The sequence below is a fragment of the Acinetobacter septicus genome, assembly GCF_019355975.1.
GTDB classification, from domain to species: Bacteria; Pseudomonadota; Gammaproteobacteria; order Pseudomonadales; family Moraxellaceae; genus Acinetobacter; species Acinetobacter ursingii.
This window is the reverse complement of the sequence record NZ_CP079898.1, coordinates 2552364-2570951: the sequence shown is the minus strand read 5'-3', so window position 1 is coordinate 2570951 and position 18588 is coordinate 2552364. Positions and strand designations below refer to the sequence as shown.

The 18588-nt window shown below is 42.1% G+C and carries 16 protein-coding genes; 6 read left to right on the top strand and 10 right to left on the bottom strand.

Annotation, left to right across the window (positions count from 1 at the left end; genetic code table 11):
- The first annotated feature begins 124 nt into the window (after positions 1-124).
- Together I6L31_RS12210 and ruvX are read left to right on the top strand one after the other, a co-directional pair.
- Positions 125-679 (top strand): YqgE/AlgH family protein, encoded by a 555-nt coding sequence (locus I6L31_RS12210; protein ID WP_004991685.1) that lies wholly within the window; start codon positions 125-127, stop codon positions 677-679.
- Position 680: 1 nt separating this feature from the next.
- A complete protein-coding gene (ruvX, locus tag I6L31_RS12205; protein ID WP_371863747.1) occupies positions 681-1115 on the top strand; it encodes a Holliday junction resolvase RuvX in 435 nt (144 codons plus the stop codon).
- Positions 1116-1172: 57 nt separating this feature from the next.
- Here the strand turns inward: ruvX and I6L31_RS12200 are convergent, their stop codons facing one another.
- The 3 genes from I6L31_RS12200 to I6L31_RS12190 form a co-directional block, all read right to left on the bottom strand.
- The gene (locus I6L31_RS12200) at positions 1173-2171 is read right to left on the bottom strand and encodes an HlyD family secretion protein (protein WP_004991688.1); all 999 of its coding nucleotides are present in this window, start codon (positions 2169-2171) and stop codon (positions 1173-1175) included.
- Positions 2172-2263: 92 nt separating this feature from the next.
- On the bottom strand, positions 2264-2470 hold the full coding sequence (locus I6L31_RS12195) for a DUF1656 domain-containing protein (protein WP_005001171.1): 207 nt from the start codon (positions 2468-2470) through the stop codon (positions 2264-2266).
- Complete coding sequence (locus I6L31_RS12190) at positions 2463-4553, bottom strand: FUSC family protein (RefSeq protein WP_005001168.1); 2091 nt, start codon at positions 4551-4553, stop codon at positions 2463-2465. The genes I6L31_RS12195 and I6L31_RS12190 overlap by 8 nt, the downstream gene beginning before the upstream one ends.
- A gap of 506 nt (positions 4554-5059) precedes the next feature.
- Between I6L31_RS12190 and I6L31_RS12185 the strand changes: the two genes are divergently transcribed.
- Together I6L31_RS12185 and I6L31_RS12180 are read left to right on the top strand one after the other, a co-directional pair.
- The gene (locus I6L31_RS12185) at positions 5060-5854 is read left to right on the top strand and encodes an IclR family transcriptional regulator (RefSeq protein ID WP_005001165.1); all 795 of its coding nucleotides are present in this window, start codon (positions 5060-5062) and stop codon (positions 5852-5854) included.
- A gap of 271 nt (positions 5855-6125) precedes the next feature.
- Entirely contained in the window at positions 6126-7919 is a 1794-nt protein-coding gene (locus I6L31_RS12180) for an ABC transporter ATP-binding protein (RefSeq protein WP_005001162.1), read from the top strand.
- 18 nt (positions 7920-7937) lie between these two features.
- Here the strand turns inward: I6L31_RS12180 and I6L31_RS12175 are convergent, their stop codons facing one another.
- From I6L31_RS12175 to lpxO, 7 genes are all read right to left on the bottom strand, one after another.
- Complete coding sequence (locus I6L31_RS12175) at positions 7938-8546, bottom strand: alpha-ketoglutarate-dependent dioxygenase AlkB family protein (RefSeq protein WP_005001158.1); 609 nt, start codon at positions 8544-8546, stop codon at positions 7938-7940.
- Complete coding sequence (locus I6L31_RS12170) at positions 8543-9403, bottom strand: bifunctional transcriptional activator/DNA repair enzyme AdaA (RefSeq protein ID WP_005001156.1); 861 nt, start codon at positions 9401-9403, stop codon at positions 8543-8545. Before I6L31_RS12170 ends, I6L31_RS12175 begins: the two co-directional genes overlap by 4 nt.
- A gap of 119 nt (positions 9404-9522) precedes the next feature.
- A complete protein-coding gene (gene pgsA / locus I6L31_RS12165) occupies positions 9523-10110 on the bottom strand; it encodes a CDP-diacylglycerol--glycerol-3-phosphate 3-phosphatidyltransferase (RefSeq protein WP_010588585.1) in 588 nt (195 codons plus the stop codon).
- Positions 10111-10220: 110 nt separating this feature from the next.
- The gene (locus I6L31_RS12160) at positions 10221-11015 is read right to left on the bottom strand and encodes a thioesterase family protein (protein WP_005001154.1); all 795 of its coding nucleotides are present in this window, start codon (positions 11013-11015) and stop codon (positions 10221-10223) included.
- A 136-nt stretch (positions 11016-11151) separates the two neighbouring features.
- Entirely contained in the window at positions 11152-12951 is a 1800-nt protein-coding gene (gene uvrC / locus I6L31_RS12155; protein WP_005001152.1) for an excinuclease ABC subunit UvrC, read from the bottom strand.
- Positions 12952-13074: 123 nt separating this feature from the next.
- The gene (locus tag I6L31_RS12150; RefSeq protein ID WP_005001151.1) at positions 13075-13494 is read right to left on the bottom strand and encodes a PH domain-containing protein; all 420 of its coding nucleotides are present in this window, start codon (positions 13492-13494) and stop codon (positions 13075-13077) included.
- Between the two features lie 265 nt (positions 13495-13759).
- Positions 13760-14704: a lipid A hydroxylase LpxO gene (gene lpxO / locus I6L31_RS12145; protein ID WP_004991713.1), complete on the bottom strand. Its 945-nt coding sequence runs from the start codon at positions 14702-14704 to the stop codon at positions 13760-13762.
- 494 nt (positions 14705-15198) lie between these two features.
- On the opposite strand from lpxO, the gene fadB reads away from it, so the two are divergent.
- Together fadB and fadA are read left to right on the top strand one after the other, a co-directional pair.
- A complete protein-coding gene (gene fadB, locus I6L31_RS12140) occupies positions 15199-17352 on the top strand; it encodes a fatty acid oxidation complex subunit alpha FadB (protein ID WP_005001148.1) in 2154 nt (717 codons plus the stop codon).
- Between the two features lie 12 nt (positions 17353-17364).
- Positions 17365-18537: an acetyl-CoA C-acyltransferase FadA gene (gene fadA, locus I6L31_RS12135; RefSeq protein ID WP_004991718.1), complete on the top strand. Its 1173-nt coding sequence runs from the start codon at positions 17365-17367 to the stop codon at positions 18535-18537.
- The last annotated feature ends 51 nt before the right edge of the window (positions 18538-18588 follow it).

Below are 18588 nucleotides of genomic sequence, written 5' to 3'. Positions count from 1 at the left end.
CGCCAATTATTTTTCTGCAATAAATCACTGAAAAATGATTGGCGAAATCCATTTACTCTTGTATGTTGATAAGAACATCCTATATCAATACAAAAGCGACCACGTTTTAAGGAGAACCGCTTAGGTGACCAAACAATATTTGACACACCGTTGTCTGATTGCTCCTCCAGAAATGGCCGATGATTTTTTTGCGAATACCGTAATTTATTTAGCACGTCACGATGAAGAAGGCGCACAGGGTTTAATTATCAATCGTCCGTCTGGGATTCAAGTCAAAGAATTACTCAATGATCTGGATATTGATGCTGACCATGTGCAACCTCATGAAGTGCTACAGGGCGGGCCATTACGCCCAGAAGCTGGATTTGTGTTACATACTGGACAGCCAACGTGGCATTCCTCAATTGCGGTCGGTGAAAACCTGTGTATTACGACCAGTAAAGATATTTTGGATGCGATTGCACATAACGAAGGTGTCGGTCGTTACCAGATCGCACTGGGCTATGCCAGTTGGAGTAAAAACCAGCTCGAAGATGAAATTTCACGGGGAGACTGGCTCGTGTGTGATTCCGATATGGATTTGATCTTTAATTTGCCTTATGACGCACGTTGGGACGCTGCCTATAAAAAGCTAGGCGTTGACCGCACATGGCTTTCTTCCGAGATTGGTCATGCCTGAAATGCCAAGCATGCACATGATTATGGCCTTTGACTTTGGTACGCAAAAGATGGGAATGGCTGTGGGTCAATCTACGATCGAAAGTGCCAATCCATTAGCCTTATTTCCCATGAAAGATGGAATTCCTGACTGGAATCAATTGCTCAAAATTGTCAAAGAATGGCAGCCGAACCTATTTCTGGTCGGCTTACCATTAAATATGGATGACTCTGAATCCGAACTTTCGACTCGAGCGCGTAAATTTGCACGGCGCTTACGTCATCAAACCAATATTGAGACTTGGATGGTGGATGAACGTCTAACCACACGTGAAGCACGTGATGAATTAGATGCTTATCATGATCAGGGACGTGGGAAGCGTCTTTCGGCAGATAGCTTAGCCGCAGCTCTTTTGATTCAGAGTTGGTATCATCATCCTCAAGGGATTCAACCCTAAAAAAATGGCTGATCAACATCAGCCATTTTTCAAGTCAACAATATTTTTATGTAGACTTTAATTTTCGATCCGCACTGTTGCTGTACGACCCGCTACAAATGCCAACGCATTTTTCGGTGTTTCATCTAATACAATCTTAACCGGTACACGCTGCGCTAAACGCACCCAAGTAAAAGTCGGATTCACATTGGCGAGTAAAGTTGAACTACTTGAACGTTCACGATCTTCAATCCCGCTGGCAATCCCTTGTACATGCCCACGGATTTTTTGTGAATCACCCATCAATTGAATCGTGGCTTTATCTCCCACGTGAATGTGATTGAGTTTGGTTTCTTCAAAGTAACCCACCACATAAAGCTGCTCACGATCGACCAATGCCGCAACTGCATCACCAATTTTGACATAATTACCAACACGCAAGCTGAAGTTGGACAATGTACCATCCGCAGGCGCAACCACCTCTGAACGTTTTAAATTCAGCAATGCCAGATTGAGCGCACTTTGAGACACTTCGATTAATGCATGTTGCTGTTTAATGGTCGCCTGTGCCTGTTCAATCGAGGCGGTCATTTGCGCATCTTCAGCTTTGGATTGATCACGTGTCGCATACATTTGATCTTGTTCCTGCTTGGAAATCGCACCATCCATCAGGTTTGAATAACGTTCTGCATTTTTTTCAGCTAACTGCGTATTGGCACGAGATTTTTCCAGATTGGCTTTGGCTGCAATCGCATTGGCTTCTGCTTGAGCCAGCCCTGCTTTGGCTTTAGCCAGATCAGATCGTGCCTGTTCGACATCGAGTTGCTGACGTGCGATATCAATTCGAAATAAGGGCTGTCCTTTTTTGACGGTCTGGTTATCTTGCACCAACACCTCGGTCACCAAACCCGACACATCAGACGAAACCTGAATCACATCACCACGAACTCGCCCATCACGTGTCCACGGTGCGGAGTTATAGTAATTCCACAAATGAACAATCACAAAAATCGCGAGTATTGCGATCACCAGTGTGACCAACGGACGGACAATTTTCCGTGCATCAAAAGAATTCATGTTGCTTACCTTAAATTTCGCCTTAAACTTTCGTTAAAACTGATGTGAATCACGTCATAGAACGTACATTGATTTTAGATCCGGTTGAGATATTAGGTCTGAATCGCCAGAAATATCCAGTGTACGAGCATCAACATCAACACATATAGACTTAAATTAAAAATGCCTGGAAATCCAATCCATCCCGCAGCAATCCATCGATTGCTCACCACAGTCACGAGCTTGAAGAATAAATAGGCCAAAATCGCCTGAATCAGCAATGTCGGCACATAAACGCCATACAGATTGAACTCACCCATGTACAGCTCCATCTAACGCTTGATGGTCTTCGCCATTTTTTTGTACATGGAAAATGCTACTACGAATATTATTCATACTCATTTGAATCCGATGTTTCACTTCAATATCTGGTTCATTGAGCACCAGTGTTTCAATATAGTCCATTTGCGCCAATACTTTATCTTTTAGAACCGTATTCAACGCAATATGCTTTTCCTGATCACGAAAACTGGCTTCCAACAACTGTTGTAAATGCTTTAATGCCTGTTTTAGCTCGGGCAAGGTTTTACTATTTTGGCTCAACTCGGCAATCCGGCTGAGATTCACCACCGCACTGGTTTCAATCAGTGCCAGATTCATGGCATGCTTTAACTCATCAGACTGAACCAGCTTGGTATTTAACACCCCGATCCGATCCAGCATACTGCGTAAATGAATGCGAAACGCTGAACCATAGGGAATATACAACGCTTCCTTTAAGGCGCGATAATGTAAACTCAAAATACGACGAGCACTGGTTTCAGGCGACATAGCACGAATAAAATAAATCGCCAAAATAGAAATAATGGGTCCAACTACGCCCGCCATTGCGGTATCCATCAAGATAACCGCATCCATCGCATAGCGATTTTGCAAATTCAAACTCATAATAAAGTTAATCAGCATCGGCAATGCCAACATCATCAACATCGGTGTAGGAAACATGCTGGCCAGATAAATCACCAACGGAGCCAAGACCACCGCTAACTGCCAAAATGCGTGAACTTGCGGCATGATGGTAAACGCATAAATGATGGTCAGGATTGCAGCGTAAACCGAGCCACGAATAAACGTCTTTAATGCTGGAATCGGATTATCCATTGTAGACAAAATACAGGCACTGACCGCAGTTAATTGCGCCATCATATACCCCGCATGCCACCCCGTATAAATCCAGAGTAAAAATGACGTCGCTGTTGCAACGGCAGCAGCAATCGAACTGCGCACTGCAATACCATGATCACGATGTAGACTCGGATATTGTGTGGTAATGGTGGCAATCGTATCTGGAATACGTTTTTCGCCTTTATTGATCAGTTGCCAAAGTAACTTCACCGCCATCACATTTTGAATAAAATGACGGATATCCATTTTTAAGGCATCCAGCATAATTTCTTGTTGTGGCTGACTAAGTACCAATAAATGTTCAAAATCGGACTCAAACTCTGGCGGTAATTGATTCAATTCAGATTCGTGGATATCGGTCTGCGCACGTAAGAAACTGACCACATCATGATGCAGTTGCTCTAAGCCTAAACGATAATGTTGATCAATTTGATCCAATTGAAAAATACGTTCTGACATCGACACCAGATTAGCAACCACCATAGTCAGTTGATGCAATAACTCCTGTATCGGCTTGGTCATGCCATGCAATTCGCCACTTTCATAGGCCAGATGCACCGCAAGACCATGAATATCGGTCGTATCGCGGGCAATATGCCCCAAAAGTTGAGTATAACTCTGGCTGTGCTGTTGATCGGTTAAAATACTGGCAAAGACATCACGCGTATCATCCAGCGTTTTTTGAACACGTTGCTGAAGTTGTGCGCCCAAGTGTGCAGGGAAAATGGTCGCAGAAACGACCGCACTACAGATCACCGCAATAGAAATTTCCAGTACCCGACTTAAGGCCATATCAAACACACTATGGCTATCAATATTATAAATTGAGCTACAGGCAATCATGACCGTGGTATAACCCGCCAACATAAATACATAACTTCGCGGGGTACGATCCAGCAAGGAAATATATAAACATACGCCTACCCATATCGACAAAATACAGGTAAACAGAATGGGCATATCAATTAGACGCGGGGTAAAGAAAATCGCCAGAATACCGCCCAGAATCGTTCCAGTAAGACGATACAAGGCTTTGGATGAGACCATGCCTGCATAAGGCTGGGCAATGATAATCACCGTACCTGCTGCCCACATGGGATAAGTTAAATCCAGTACAAATGCGGTATACAAAGCAAGCATCATCGCGATAAAGGTTTTGACCGCAAAAATCAAATCCATGCGCGATGGTCTAAACGCCAGTATCTGTTTAAATAACATGAATTGATCTCAAAACCAGTATTCCCTAGTGAGTGCTTGATCTATACGCATAATCCATCGATGTCATGCTTTTTTTCAATCACACAACAGCCACAATCTGCTGTAAACGTTGGTTTACACTCAGTTCAGAAAGATCATTTTATAATCAGATTATCGCTCAACAAGCGTTTAGAACTACGGCTTTTACCTGTTGTTGTAAAAGGCAGTCAAAACATTGGTTAAGGATGAACCACAGATGGATGAAAAAATTTCACAGCGTGCATTTGACTTGATGAAAACTTCTTCATTGGATATTTTATTTGGATAATTTTGGCAAAAAAACAAAAAATAGTCAACAAAATATCTTATTATGATAATTAATTGTATTTTAAGCTTGGTTCAGCGTCGTTTTTTGATGAGATCAATTAATTAACGCTGACTAATTTAGACTGCAAGGTGTGTCGCAATTTGTTATAACAGATAATTCCGCACGTGTTTCTGATGGTTCTTTAGCAAAGTAGGTAATCATGGCGCTTTCAAGCTTTGGCAAAATTTTAACGGTTCTGGATTTATTTTCGGTATCACGGCCTGTGATTAATGTCGATCATATTTGCGATGAACTAGGTCTGTCCAAACCGACCAGCTATCGTTATTTAAAAGAACTGGTTTCTGCCGATATTCTACAGCGCATCAGTGGGACATCAGGTGATTACACCCTCGGTTCAAAAATTGCGGTCTTGGACTATATCTCGCGCACCACTGACCCACTGGTGCAAATCAGCAGTCCGTTTATGAAGGATATCGCCGAACGTACCGAATTATGTTGTTTGTTAACCCATCTCAATCGTGATTATTGTATTGATTTGCATCATGAAGTGTTTCGCAATACCGATCTACTTTCCTATGGGCGTGGTTGTCCACGACCGGTATATATGGGTTCGTCACCTAAAGTGATTATTGCTCAGCTCCCAAAACGCCAAATTCAGGATTATTATCAACGTTTTGCAACACAACTGGCTGAGGTTGGATTTGCGCAGGATGAAGACAGTTTTCTGGCTCGTATGAAAAAAATAAAAAAACAAGGGTTTTATTTATCTCACGGCGAACTTGATCCTAATGTGTCAGGTTTATCTGTGCCGATTAAGCTGTCCACCAATAAAGAGTCGCCTTTAGCACTCACCATTGTGGCCTCAAAAAATCGTTTTGAATTTATTCATATCGAGAAATTGATTGAAATTTTAAAAAGTAATGCTGCTCAAATTGAACATAAGTTTCTGACGCTTTCACAAAATGAACGGAACCCAACCAATAGCTTGATTTAACACGATATGAAAATTTCATTTATTTTCCATAGCAGCGATGTTTGAAATTTCGATCAAATTCTCATATAATGAAATTGTTCTTCATTAAAGCTTAATTTTCCATGAAATTAAGTCGTTTTCATCCGAAGACACTCCTCCTCAGAGTAAAAAGCTCATGTTGATCTCATGGGCTTTTTTCTTGTTACATAACACCCTCTTGAACATCTTATTTTTGCTTTTTAGACTGAAGCTAATGTAGATTGACTCTAAGCCATACAACAATAAACACCACATGAATTTCTGGCACCTTTTTCAACAACTACGCCCTTTTGTACGACCTTATCGGCTACTGGTCATCGCCACGCTCATTTTAACGTTGATTGGCGCACTCACGGCTCAGGTCAATGCGCTCACTCTGCAATATGCAGTTGATCGGATTAATGCACTGGTCGAAGCAGGAAAAGGACTCAATGAAGGCTGGATGATTTTAGCCACGATTTCAGCGATCTTACTGGGGAAAGAAATCCTCAATGCCTTAGTTCAATTTGGACAAAAATATTACGGTGAAAAACTGCGTATTTATGTTTCACAGGATTTGGCTCAAGGCATTATTGAGAAGTTTCTGACGTATCGCCTGACTTTTTTTAATCAGGAAAAAAATCAGGCGGGTAAATTACAAACCCGTATCGATCGGGGCATCGGTTCACTAACGCGTCTGGTACAAATTTTCTTTATTGATATTTTACCACTATTTACCAGTGCGATTATTGCTTTAGGACTGATGTTCTACGCCAATTTCTGGATTGGCCTAGTCGCATTAATGATTGTCCCGATTTATTTCTGGTTAACCTTTAAGCAGGCACAAAAACTGGGGGGATGGCGACGTCGTTTACGCGATGGTCGTGAAAAAAAGAGTCAGGGCATTTTAGGCATTATCCAGTCGATTACCGTGATTAAATCATTTAATCGTGAAGAAATAGAAGCCGAAAAACAACTTAAGCTACAGCGCGATTTGACTGACAATCAAATGCATACCCGTCAGACCAGTTTTATATTTGATGGCGTCAAAACTTTTCTTGAACAGATTGGTATTGTGCTGATTATTATCCTGACTTCTTATTTTGTTCTGGCAGGACAAATGAGTATTGGAATGATCATGTACCATATTTTATTGTTCAATAATGTTTCTGCCCCGATTCGTTCACTACATCGCATTTATGATGAAGTGAATGATGCCATGATTTATTCAGAAAGTTTCTTTCAAATTTTAAATGCCGATGACGAAATTGAAGATAGTGGTCATCTCAAACCGATCATTCACGGACAATTTGAACTTAAACAGGTCAATTTTAGTTATGAAAATGGGCATCAGGCATTAAAAAACATCAATATGCTGATACAGCCAAATAAAATTACGGCGTTAGTCGGACTATCGGGTGCGGGAAAATCTACGTTGATTAGTTTACTCGATAAATTTTATCTGCCTGAATCAGGCGAAATTCTACTGGATGGAGTCAATCTCAATCAGATCGATACGCACTATTTACGTGATCATATTGGTTTAGTACTGCAAAAAAATCATATTTTTCAGGGTTCGATTCTGGACAATATCCGCTATGGCAAAATGAATGCCAGTCTGGATGAAGTGATTGTTGCGGCAAAAAAAGCCTCTATTCATGAACAAATCAGTCATTTGGCACAAGGTTATGATACGGATGCACTGATGCTTTCAGGTGGACAACAACAACGTATCGCACTGGCACGGATGTTTCTAAAAGATCCAGCGATTATTTTTCTGGATGAACCGACAGCGAGTTTAGATGCGATTGCCACTGAGCAAATTAAACAAAGTCTGGATGAAATTAAACAAGGTCGTACTGTGATTATGATTTCCCATAGCTTGTCGCAAATTATCGATGCCGATTATATTTATGTGATGCAGGATGGTGAAATTGTGGAACATGGTGAACACGAACAGTTGTATTTACAGATGGGGGCGTATAAAGACATCTTTGATGCGATGGCAAAAAGTTTAAATATCGACAAAATTGCCAAAACACTAGAAGATGAAGAAACCCATAGTTAAAACGTCTCGTATAATGATTTAAAGCAAAAACTGTCTAAAGGTTAAATTAATACGGGGCTGCAAAATTTTTTGTGACTTCATAATCGCATGCTGCCAGTGCTGTTGAGTGACACCCCGCATGACAATGAGCTGCCCCGATTGCAGCAGCATTTCAATTTTTTCTTTGGTACTGATATGCCGAAAACAAAACTTTCGAGTGGCGCCTAAACTCAATGAGGCAATCGTGGTTTGTTCCGCCAAAGACATATCACCGTCACTATGCCACGCCATTCCCTGTGTCCCTTCTTCATATAAATTGGCCAGACAAGAATTAAACTGCTCGCCAAGCAATTGCTCAATACTCTGCTTGAGTAAAAATAACTGCTCATCCCACGGCAAGGAATCACGCATTACCCCTGAATAAGCATAGCGATAATGTGCATCGCCATACCATGCGACTTTACGCGGGGTAATAAAATGTTTTCCATAAAGTTTGGCTTCATCATGCCGCCATGGCAAATGTTCAAGCAAATAATGAAAATAAAATTCAGCCTGTTCAGGGTTGAGGAATAGACCATAATCCTGCACTTCCCCCTCATAAGGCAGCAAATTTATTTGTGGTTCTGGAGCAAATAAATCCAGCGTCATACCGCTTGCTCCTGTTTTGCCATTTCCCATGACAACAGTGCCAGTTTACGTGCATGAGTCCAATGATATTCACCAATCACACCTGTAGATCGAATCACACGATGGCATGGGATTAAATACGCGATTGGATTTTGCGCGACGGCACTGGCCACTGCACGAACCGCTTTGGGATGGCCAATTTGCTCGGCAATCTGTTGATAACTGCTCAACTGGCCTTCTGGAATCTTTAACAGTGCTTCCCAAACTTTGAGCTGAAAAGGCGTCCCCTGCAAACGTAGTGGAATTTTTTGCTGCAAATTAGACTTAAAATCATGCTGGAACCATGCACTAACCTGCTGATGAAGTTCAGTAGATTGCTGTTGAAACTCAGCCAACGCAAAGCGCTGCTGCAATTCATCAAGTGCTATCAAATCAGTCAATGCATCTGATAAAAACTGAATTGAACAAATGGCTTTATTTGTACTTGCAATGAAAATCTCACCAAACGGCGTTGCTTCTATCGAATAAATAATCCGTAGAGATTGCCCTTGTTGTTTATATTCTCCGGGTGTCATCCCTTCAATGTGTACAAATAAATCATGCAAACGTCCAGTACCTGACAGTCCAGTTTCCAGTGCAGTTTCCAAAATACTATGGCGCTGTTTTAATAAGGCTTTGGCGCGTTGCAGACTCAAGTATTGCACAAATTTTTTAGGGCTAATGCCAACCCATTCCTGAAACTGGCGCTGTGCATAGCTCGGGCTTAAACCCACCCTTGCAGCCATTTGTTCCAGACTAGGTTGGTCATCAAAATGCTGGTAGGCATATTCAATCATGCTTGCCATCACAGTAAACTGGCTGGAGGATACGTTTTTCATCATCAACACTCCTGTATTCAGTTTTACTGTAAATCAAAGCATCGACCCTGACGACCCGATTCTTGCACGACATTAGATGTTTCGTTAAAAAAGCCTTTCATCAGAAAGGCTTTAAATGCTTAAGGCTGTTTCAGATACGGCCATGCCGCTTTTAAGTAAATAAACATCGACCATAAGGTTAAAATCACCGCTGTATATAACAATGCATAAGCCAGTAATTCAAGCGGCTGCCAATTCAGTAAAAATACACTAATCGCAATCATTTGAAAGGCAGTTTTATATTTACCTACGGTTGAAACCGCAACGTTGGTTCTTGCCCCTAATTCAGCCATCCACTCACGCAAGGCAGACACGGTAATTTCACGGGAAATGATCACAATCGCAGCAAAGGCCATTGCGATCGTGGGTTGCCATTGCACCAGTACAATCAAGGCTGCTGCCACCATCAATTTATCTGCAACGGGATCTAAAAAACGTCCAAAAGCAGAGCTTTGATTGAGTGCACGAGCCAGATAACCATCAAACCAGTCGGTAATTGCAGCGAGCACAAAGATTGCAGTCAAAATAAGATGCCTAAAAAAGCTCCCCTCATGTTCATTGATCCCAATTGCAGGGGGCCAATAAGCAATCAATAAAAAAACTGGAATCAATGCGATACGTGCAAGTGTTAAAATGTTCGGGATATTCAGGATGCGTCCTGTTGTCATAGACATCGCCAGTTTAGTCCCCTCATTGCCGCCACAAGGCGATGCAACATTTCAGATAAGGCAAAATATTTTCTACGCCCAACTTTATACGAAATACCCAACAGTGTCGACTAGGCAAATACAGTAACCGTCTGACGGCAAATCGCCAGTAATTGATCTTGTTCATTCCAGACATAAGCCTGTTCTGTCGCATATCCATGCTCAGCATATTCAGTTACTACTTTATATTTAAACCAGTCGTGTAATTGCTCTTTTAAAGAATGAATAAACGTGATGTGCCAAGTCAGTGAACTTGCTGGTGCAAGTGTCTTAAACATACTCAAAACACCGGGTGGCCAGATATCAGTCAGTGTGACAAAATCTGCCAGTGTCATTTTACGATTGGCTTGCTCTTCAGGTGAAAACCTTGCCCATCCACCAAAATCTGGACTTGGACTTCCCATCATTGGAAATTTCCCTTCGGCCCAGCGCAGGTCAAAATGTTGATAACACTCAGGCATCATTTTAGCAAAAGGTAAAGGTGCTAACTGATCCGCGAGTGGATAAGCAGGGATCACAGGCTCCTGACGCACACGAATACTCGACTCACGATCTGTACCAAAACTCGCAATCAAAATACTTTGAACCGCATTTTCCTGCCATAGGCGTACTTCAAGTGTAGTGACCGACTTGCCCTGACGCAAAATTTCAGCGGTTATACGTGCTTTCCCCGCTTGTACTGGCCCGACAAAAGTAATACTACAGCTCAATAAACGCTTGCTTTCATCCCCAATGGTGCATAGTGCTTTATGCATCAAAACGCCTGCGGCCAGACCTCCAAAAATCGTGCGACCCTGTAACCAACCCTCTGGTAAATCAATCCATTCCTGTTGTTCAATTTCACGAAATAACCGTGTAAGTGACATGTTATTTTTCCAGTTTATTGATCTTTCACATAGTGTGATGCTTTTTTATAGATGTAAATGATCATTGACGCATAAGTCATTGAGCATTTTGGTCACTCTTAAAACAGGATCGTTATTGCTAAAAAGTAATCGAAAATTATTCATGCAAAATTTTATAAATGGTTCGTGCCATTGCTGGACCAAGCCCCGGAACCAAAGTCAGCTCTTTTTCCGAGGCTTTGAGTACGCCCTGAATCCCACCGAAGTGTGTCAATAAATCACGGCGACGTTTGGGTCCAAGCCCGGGAATCGCTTCTAATACTGAACCTGCACGGCGTTTATCACGTTTAGCGCGATGTTTGGTAATCGCAAAACGATGTGCTTCGTCCCGCACCTGTTGAATCAAATGCAATGCTTTATGATCTTCAGGTAATTGAATTTTGGTGCCATCAGTAAAATGTAAAGTTTCAAGTCCGGGTTTACGCCCTTCCCCTTTAGATACGCCCACCATAAAGGCATCCAGTTGTAAATCCTGCATCACCTGCATCGCCATATGCAGTTGTCCTTTACCCCCATCAATCAAGAGTAAATCTGGCAATAAATGCTTTTTATATCGGCGTGTTAAGGCTTGGCGCATGGCTGCGTAATCGTCACCGCCCGTGATATCCTGAATCGCAAACTGACGATAATCACGCTTACGCGCTCCACCCTGATCAAACACCACGCAAGATGCAATGGGGGCTTCACCCATGGTATGGCTGATGTCAAAGCATTCAATCCGATCAATCGGTCGTCCCACCACTTGTTCTAATTGGTGAAAACGCTCATTCAGTTCCAGATGATTACTGAGTTGCCCTTTAATGGCATGCTGCACATTCATTTGTGCCAATTCTAACCACTCGGCACGGGTTTCACGGACATTATGTTTAATCTGTACTTTCTTCTCAAATTCGGTATGGAGCGCCTGTTCCAACTCTTTACTGTCAGGCAATGCGACATTAATGATTAACTCACTCGGAACTTCATCGGCGACCTGAAAATAAAAGTTAGCCATAAAGTCACTCAGCATTTGTCCCAGATCATCACTGAGCATATCTGGAAAGTAACTTTTACCCCCTAACATTCGACCATTACGGACATGCATGATTTGCACACACGTCACACCCGCTTGATGGGCAATCGCCAGAATATCGGCCTCACCTTTCACTTTAAATACCGCTTGCTGTGCCTGAACTTCACGTAGCAACGCCAGACGATCACGATAAAAGACCGCTTTTTCAAATTCAAGCTGTTCTGCCGCTTGCTCCATTTTCGCAATCAGTTCCTGATTGAGCTCGCGGGTATCACCCTGTAGAAAACGAATGGAGTTATCCACATCTTCCTTATATTCCTGTGGAGAAATCAAACCGACACAAGGCGCAGTACAGCGTTTGATCTGATATTGCAGGCAGGGGCGTTTACGTTGTGAAAAAAAGCTATTTTCACACTGACGCACATTAAACAGCTTTTGCAGCACCAATAAAGTATCCCGAGCATTATAGGCACTCGGATACGGTCCAAAAAATTTGCCGACTTGATGCTTGCCTTTACCGCGTCCACTGGCAATCCGTGGATAAGGTTTATCTGCCGAGACAAAAATGTACACATAGGATTTATCATCGCGCAGCATAATATTGTAGGGCGGGCGATGCAGTTTGATCAGGTTTTGTTCGAGTAGTAAGGCTTCAGTTTCTGAACGGGTGACCAGTGTTTCAATATTATAAATACGCGCCACCAAGGCCTGAGTTTTCGGATGTTCAATAGTTTTGACAAAATAACTCGACACCCGATTTTTTAAATTCTTGGCTTTGCCTACATACAAGAGTTCACCCTCTTTACCCAGCATTTTATAAACGCCGGGTAATTGGGTCATGTGAGCAAGAATTTTTTCAATATGTGGGCGCGCGGTTGAATTCACTATGTCTTGGCTTTCCTTTGGCTACATCAGTGTATGTTGTGCTCAAACATTCTCTTTTCAAGCATTTATATGATTGTTTGCTGTTAGAGCAACATTTTCACCAAGAAAAAGAGACTTAGGGTTTTAATGATGAGAACGATCCGACTGTAGGGCTTCGATAAATTTCTGCTTATTTTTTGGTGAAATCAATACAGATTTGGTTTTCCCATCTTTTTGATAATCGATCTTGAGTCGATCCAGTGATAAGGCAGGAGAAGACAATGGATTATGGGTTGGAGTAATCTGCTGAATTTGACTTCGTGAAATCGTCCATTTTAAAAACATACTGTGAATAATCAACTGATCTTGAGTCACAATATAACGGGTGTTCAGCACAGGCCACCACATGATTGCAATCGTTAAAGCATAGACCACGCCGTGTTCAGGATATTCCGTTAAAGTCCCTCTGAGCTGCATACTCCAAAGCATTTGCAATAAAATGCCTGTTGCGGCAATGATAAAACCCAAAATCCACCAGTCTTTTTTTGAACGAAAGGTCTGCATGTGAAACTCCCCAATAAAGAACAAATCAATCTTTAAAATTTTATGCGATATATAAATCTGGGCTTATCTTCTCATGAACCTCGTGTAAGGGCAAAGCGTTGCAAATGATTGATCCTCTACGATCAAAAATTTGTGATGTATCAAAAGACTTCTTTCATGAGCTTCTTTTATTTCTCCGTATGGGAGAAAAATAAAGAGGATTTAAACAATTATGAAAGAATTCTAATAAATAGATCAATAAAAAACGCCCTTAAGGGCGTTTATCTCACAGTATCTTTTGAAAGAACTCAATGATCTGCGGCATATAAGGACGAATAAAAATCAGGAAGAAAATGCCAAGCATCAAAAACCATTTCAGGAAATAGTATAATTTTCGGTTTTTCGCTTTTAAGGCTTTGGCTTTTAAACGAATTTGATAGACATAACCAAAAGCTTTATTTAAGCCTCCCGTCTGGTCGCCTGTTTCATTCGGCGAGCTTGCAGCCGTCATGACATTTTTACCAAACCAGTGATTAAACTTTTCCATTAAACGAGTTTTCAGCGGACGTTCAACATCGGCAAAGAAAATAATACGGTTTTCATCGGTTCCGTTTTCGGCATAGTGAATATAGGTTTCATCAAACACCACACTTTCACCGTCACGCCATGAATAAATTTGTCCATCAACATCGATAAAGCAACGATCATCATTCGGCGTGATCAAACCCAAATGATAACGTAATGAGCCTGCATATGGGTCACGATGACGTACCAAACGACTATGTGGCGCAAGTTCAGTAAACATGGCCGCTTTAATCGTGGGTAAAGTTTTTAATAAAGCCGTTGTTTTCGGACATAACTCAGCTGCTGAGGGATGCGCAGAGTCATACCATTTTAAATAAAAGCGTTTCCAGCCTGTCTTAAAAAATGAATTGAACCCCAAGTCATTATAAGTACTTGATGCCTTGATTCCACCCTGTGCATATAAGGCTTTTGCCTCATCACGGATCATTTCCCAGTTTTCATCCAGCACTTTCAAATCTTTAAAATGCTGCGTATCGATATAAGGTTGATTCGGCACTTTTGAAAAGATGTACATCAAAAAATTAATCGGTGCCAATATCGTAGAATGATCAAAAAATTGACGATAAAACGAATGTCGTACTTTTCCGCGATTTTGGATATATAAAGCTGAAATCACAAAAATCGCTAATATGATCCATTTAATCATATCGCTACTCTTTCAAAGGATAGAAAACTCAGAGCAATCATACTCACAAGATCGGCCACTGATCAGTGGCTAACGGCGAGAGATTTTAACAAAAGCAATGACAAAAAAGCTATTTTTTGTCAATTTAGTCTAGCTTACCCCAGAAACTGGCAATTAAATAATTCACTTGATTGACCTTTTTGACAGAATGGTTACAAAAATAGGGCTACTTTTTTGACACTGAATCTATTATAAAAATACAGGTTTGATTAAAAAAACTTGAATTGAAACAGGAAGTTCATTATCTCAAGCTATGCTTATGGAACGTTATTTACAAAAACGCGCAATAACAGGTAACAAAAATAGATGACCCTTGCGTCACGGCTTGATACAACTTGTTATGCTGTTTTTGGATATAGTTATCGTAAGATTAGCGGAGCATAACTGTGTGCAGAAAATGCATACACGCTTCATCACATCAACGTAGAAGTCCTCCAAAATAAAGGAGATCAGGCATGATCCACGCTGGCAATGCCATTACCGTCCAAATGCTTTCGGACGGAATTGCAGAATTCCGCTTTGACTTACAAGGTGAGTCAGTCAACAAATTTAACCGTGCAACCATTGAAGATTTTCAGGCGGCAATTGCTGCGGTTAAAGCCAATGCTGAAATCAAAGGCTTAATCGTCACTTCTGCAAAATCAACATTTATCGTTGGTGCAGATATTACCGAGTTTGGACAAAATTTTGCGCAAGGTGAACAAGCCATTGTTGAATGGTCATTGCCTGTACATGAAATTTTTAGCAGTTTTGAAGATTTAAACATCCCTAAAGTCGCTGCCATTAATGGTATGGCATTGGGCGGTGGTTTTGAAATGTGTCTGGTCTGTGACTATCGCGTGATGTCAGAACAAGCACAGGTCGGTTTACCAGAAATCAAGCTCGGTATTTTCCCTGGCTTTGGCGGTACAGTGCGTTTAAGCCGCGTAATTGGTATCGACAATGCAGTTGAATGGATAGCGATGGCTGCTCCGAAAAAGCCTGCTGCTGCACTCAAAGATGGCGCGGTAGATGCTGTGGTTGCGGCTGACAAGCTACAAGAAGCGGCAATTGACTTGGTGAAACAAGCAATTGCGGGTCGTTTAGACTGGAAAGCAAAACGTCAGGAAAAACTTGATCCAATCAAGTTAAATCCACTTGAACAAATGATGGCCTTTAATACGGCGAAGGGCGCAGTTCTGGCAAAAGCGAATCCTGCACAATACCCTGCCCCTAAACTGATGCTTGATTCCTTACAAGCAGGCGCAAGCTTAGGTCGTGATGATGCACTAAAAGCAGAAGCGCAAGGTTTTGCAAAAGCGGCGATCACCCCACAAGCTGAAGCACTAATCGGTCTATTCTTAAATGATCAGATCGTAAAAAAAGCCTCTAAACAACATGAGAAAGGTGCACACCCAGTCAATCAGGCTGCGGTTCTTGGCGCTGGGATCATGGGCGGCGGTATTGCCTATCAAGCGGCAAGCAAAGGCACCCCAATTATCATGAAAGATATTGGTAATGCCCAACTTGCACTCGGTATGAAAGAGGCCAATGGCTTACTTACCAAACAAGTAGAACGCAAAAAGCTTACTCCTGCAAAAATGGGTGAAACTTTAGCGCGTATCCGCCCAACTTTAAGCTATGACGAGTTTAAAGAAGTCGATATCGTGATCGAAGCGGTAACTGAAAATCCAAAAGTCAAAGAAGCAGTTTTGGCGGACACAGAGTCTAAAGTCCGTGATAACACGATTATTGCATCGAATACCTCAACCATTTCAATCACTCGTTTAGCCAAAGCGCTTAAACGTCCTGAAAACTTTGTGGGTATGCACTTCTTTAACCCAGTTCACATGATGCCATTGGTTGAAGTGATTCGTGGTGAACAAACCTCTGAAGAAGCAGTTGCTACTACTGTAGTGCTGGCTCAGAAAATGGGTAAAACCCCAATCGTTGTAAACGACTGCCCAGGTTTCTTGGTGAACCGTGTGTTGTTCCCTTACTTTGGTGCATTTGATCTATTGCTTAAAGATGGTGCTGACTTCCAGCAAATCGATAAAGTCATGGAAAAATTCGGTTGGCCAATGGGTCCTGCATACTTGATCGACGTGGTGGGTATCGATACAGGTGTTCATGGCGCAGAAGTCATGGCTGAAGGTTTCCCAGACCGTATGAAGCCAGACTACAAAGGTTCGATCGAAGCGATGTACGAAGCAAAACGTTTAGGTCAAAAGAATGACGTTGGTTTCTACAAATACGTGTTAGATAAGAAAGGCAAGAAAGCGAAAACTGTTGATCCAACAGCTTACGAAATCATTGCCCCTTTCATTACTGGTGAAAAACGCGAGTTTGATAACCAAGAAATCATTGACCGTATGATGCTGACTTTCTGTAACGAAACCGTTCGTTGCTTAGAAGACAATATCGTTGCCACTGCTTCTGAAGCAGATATGGCGATGATCATGGGTGTAGGTTTCCCTCCATTCCGTGGCGGTCCATGCCGTTATATCGATCAGACTGGTGTTGCTGAATACGTTGCGCTTTGCGACAAATATGCACACTTAGGTAAGGCTTATGAAGCGCCACAAATGTTGCGTGACATGGCTGCTAACAACAAAAAATTCTACGGTTAAGGAGCGACGTGAATGGCTACTTTAAATCCACGTGACGTTGTGATTGTTGATGGCGTTCGTTCTGCCATGGGCAAATCACGTAACGGTATGTTCCGCAATGTACGTGCCGACAGTTTATCTGCTGAATTAGTACGTGCACTGGTTGCTCGTAACCAGTTTGATACCAATGAAGTTGAAGATGTCATCTGGGGCTGTGTCAACCAGACTTTAGAGCAAGGGATGAACATTGCTCGTAATATTGGTTTATTGGCTGACATTCCAAAGACTGCGGGCGGTCAAACCGTTAACCGTCTTTGCGGTTCTTCTATGCAGGCCATCCACACGGCTGCTGCACAAATTGCAACCAACCAAGGTGATGTTTTCATCATCGGTGGTGTTGAGCACATGGGCCACGTTGGGATGATGCACGGCATCGACCTTAACCCAGAAGCCTCTAAACACTATGCCAAAGCCTCTAACATGATGGGCTTAACAGCTGAAATGTTAGGCCGTATGAATGGCATTAGCCGTGAAGAACAGGACAAATTCGGTGTTGAATCTCACCGCCGTGCTTGGGCTGCAACACAAGAAGGTCGTTTCAAAAACGAAATCGTAGGTGTTGAAGGTCATGATGCTAATGGTTTCAAAATCCTGTGTGACATCGACGAAGTGATTCGTCCTGATGCTAACCTTGAAGCATTCCAAGCATTGAAACCAGTGTTTGATCCTAAAGGTGGTTCAGTGACAGCGGCAACGTCTTCTGCTCTGTCAGACGGTGCTTCTGCAATGTTGCTCATGTCTGCTGAACGCGCTCAAGCATTTGGTTTAAAACCACGTGCCGTGATTCGTTCAATGGCGATTGCAGGTTGTGATGCTGCAATCATGGGTTATGGTCCAGTACCAGCAACGCAAAAAGCCCTTAAACGTGCTGGTTTAACCATGGCAGACATCCAAACTATCGAGTTAAACGAAGCATTCGCTGCTCAAGGCTTATCAGTCATGAAAGGCTTAGGCGTTTATGATAAACAAGACATCATTAACTTGAATGGTGGTGCAATTGCACTCGGTCACCCATTGGGTTGTTCTGGTGCGCGTATCACTACAACTCTGTTGAACGTGATGGAACAGCAAGATACACAAATTGGTCTTGCGACCATGTGTATCGGTTTAGGTCAAGGTATCGCGACCATTATCGAACGTGTTTAATATTTAGTTAAATACTGAGATAAAAAGAAACCCCGCTTATTGTGGGGTTTT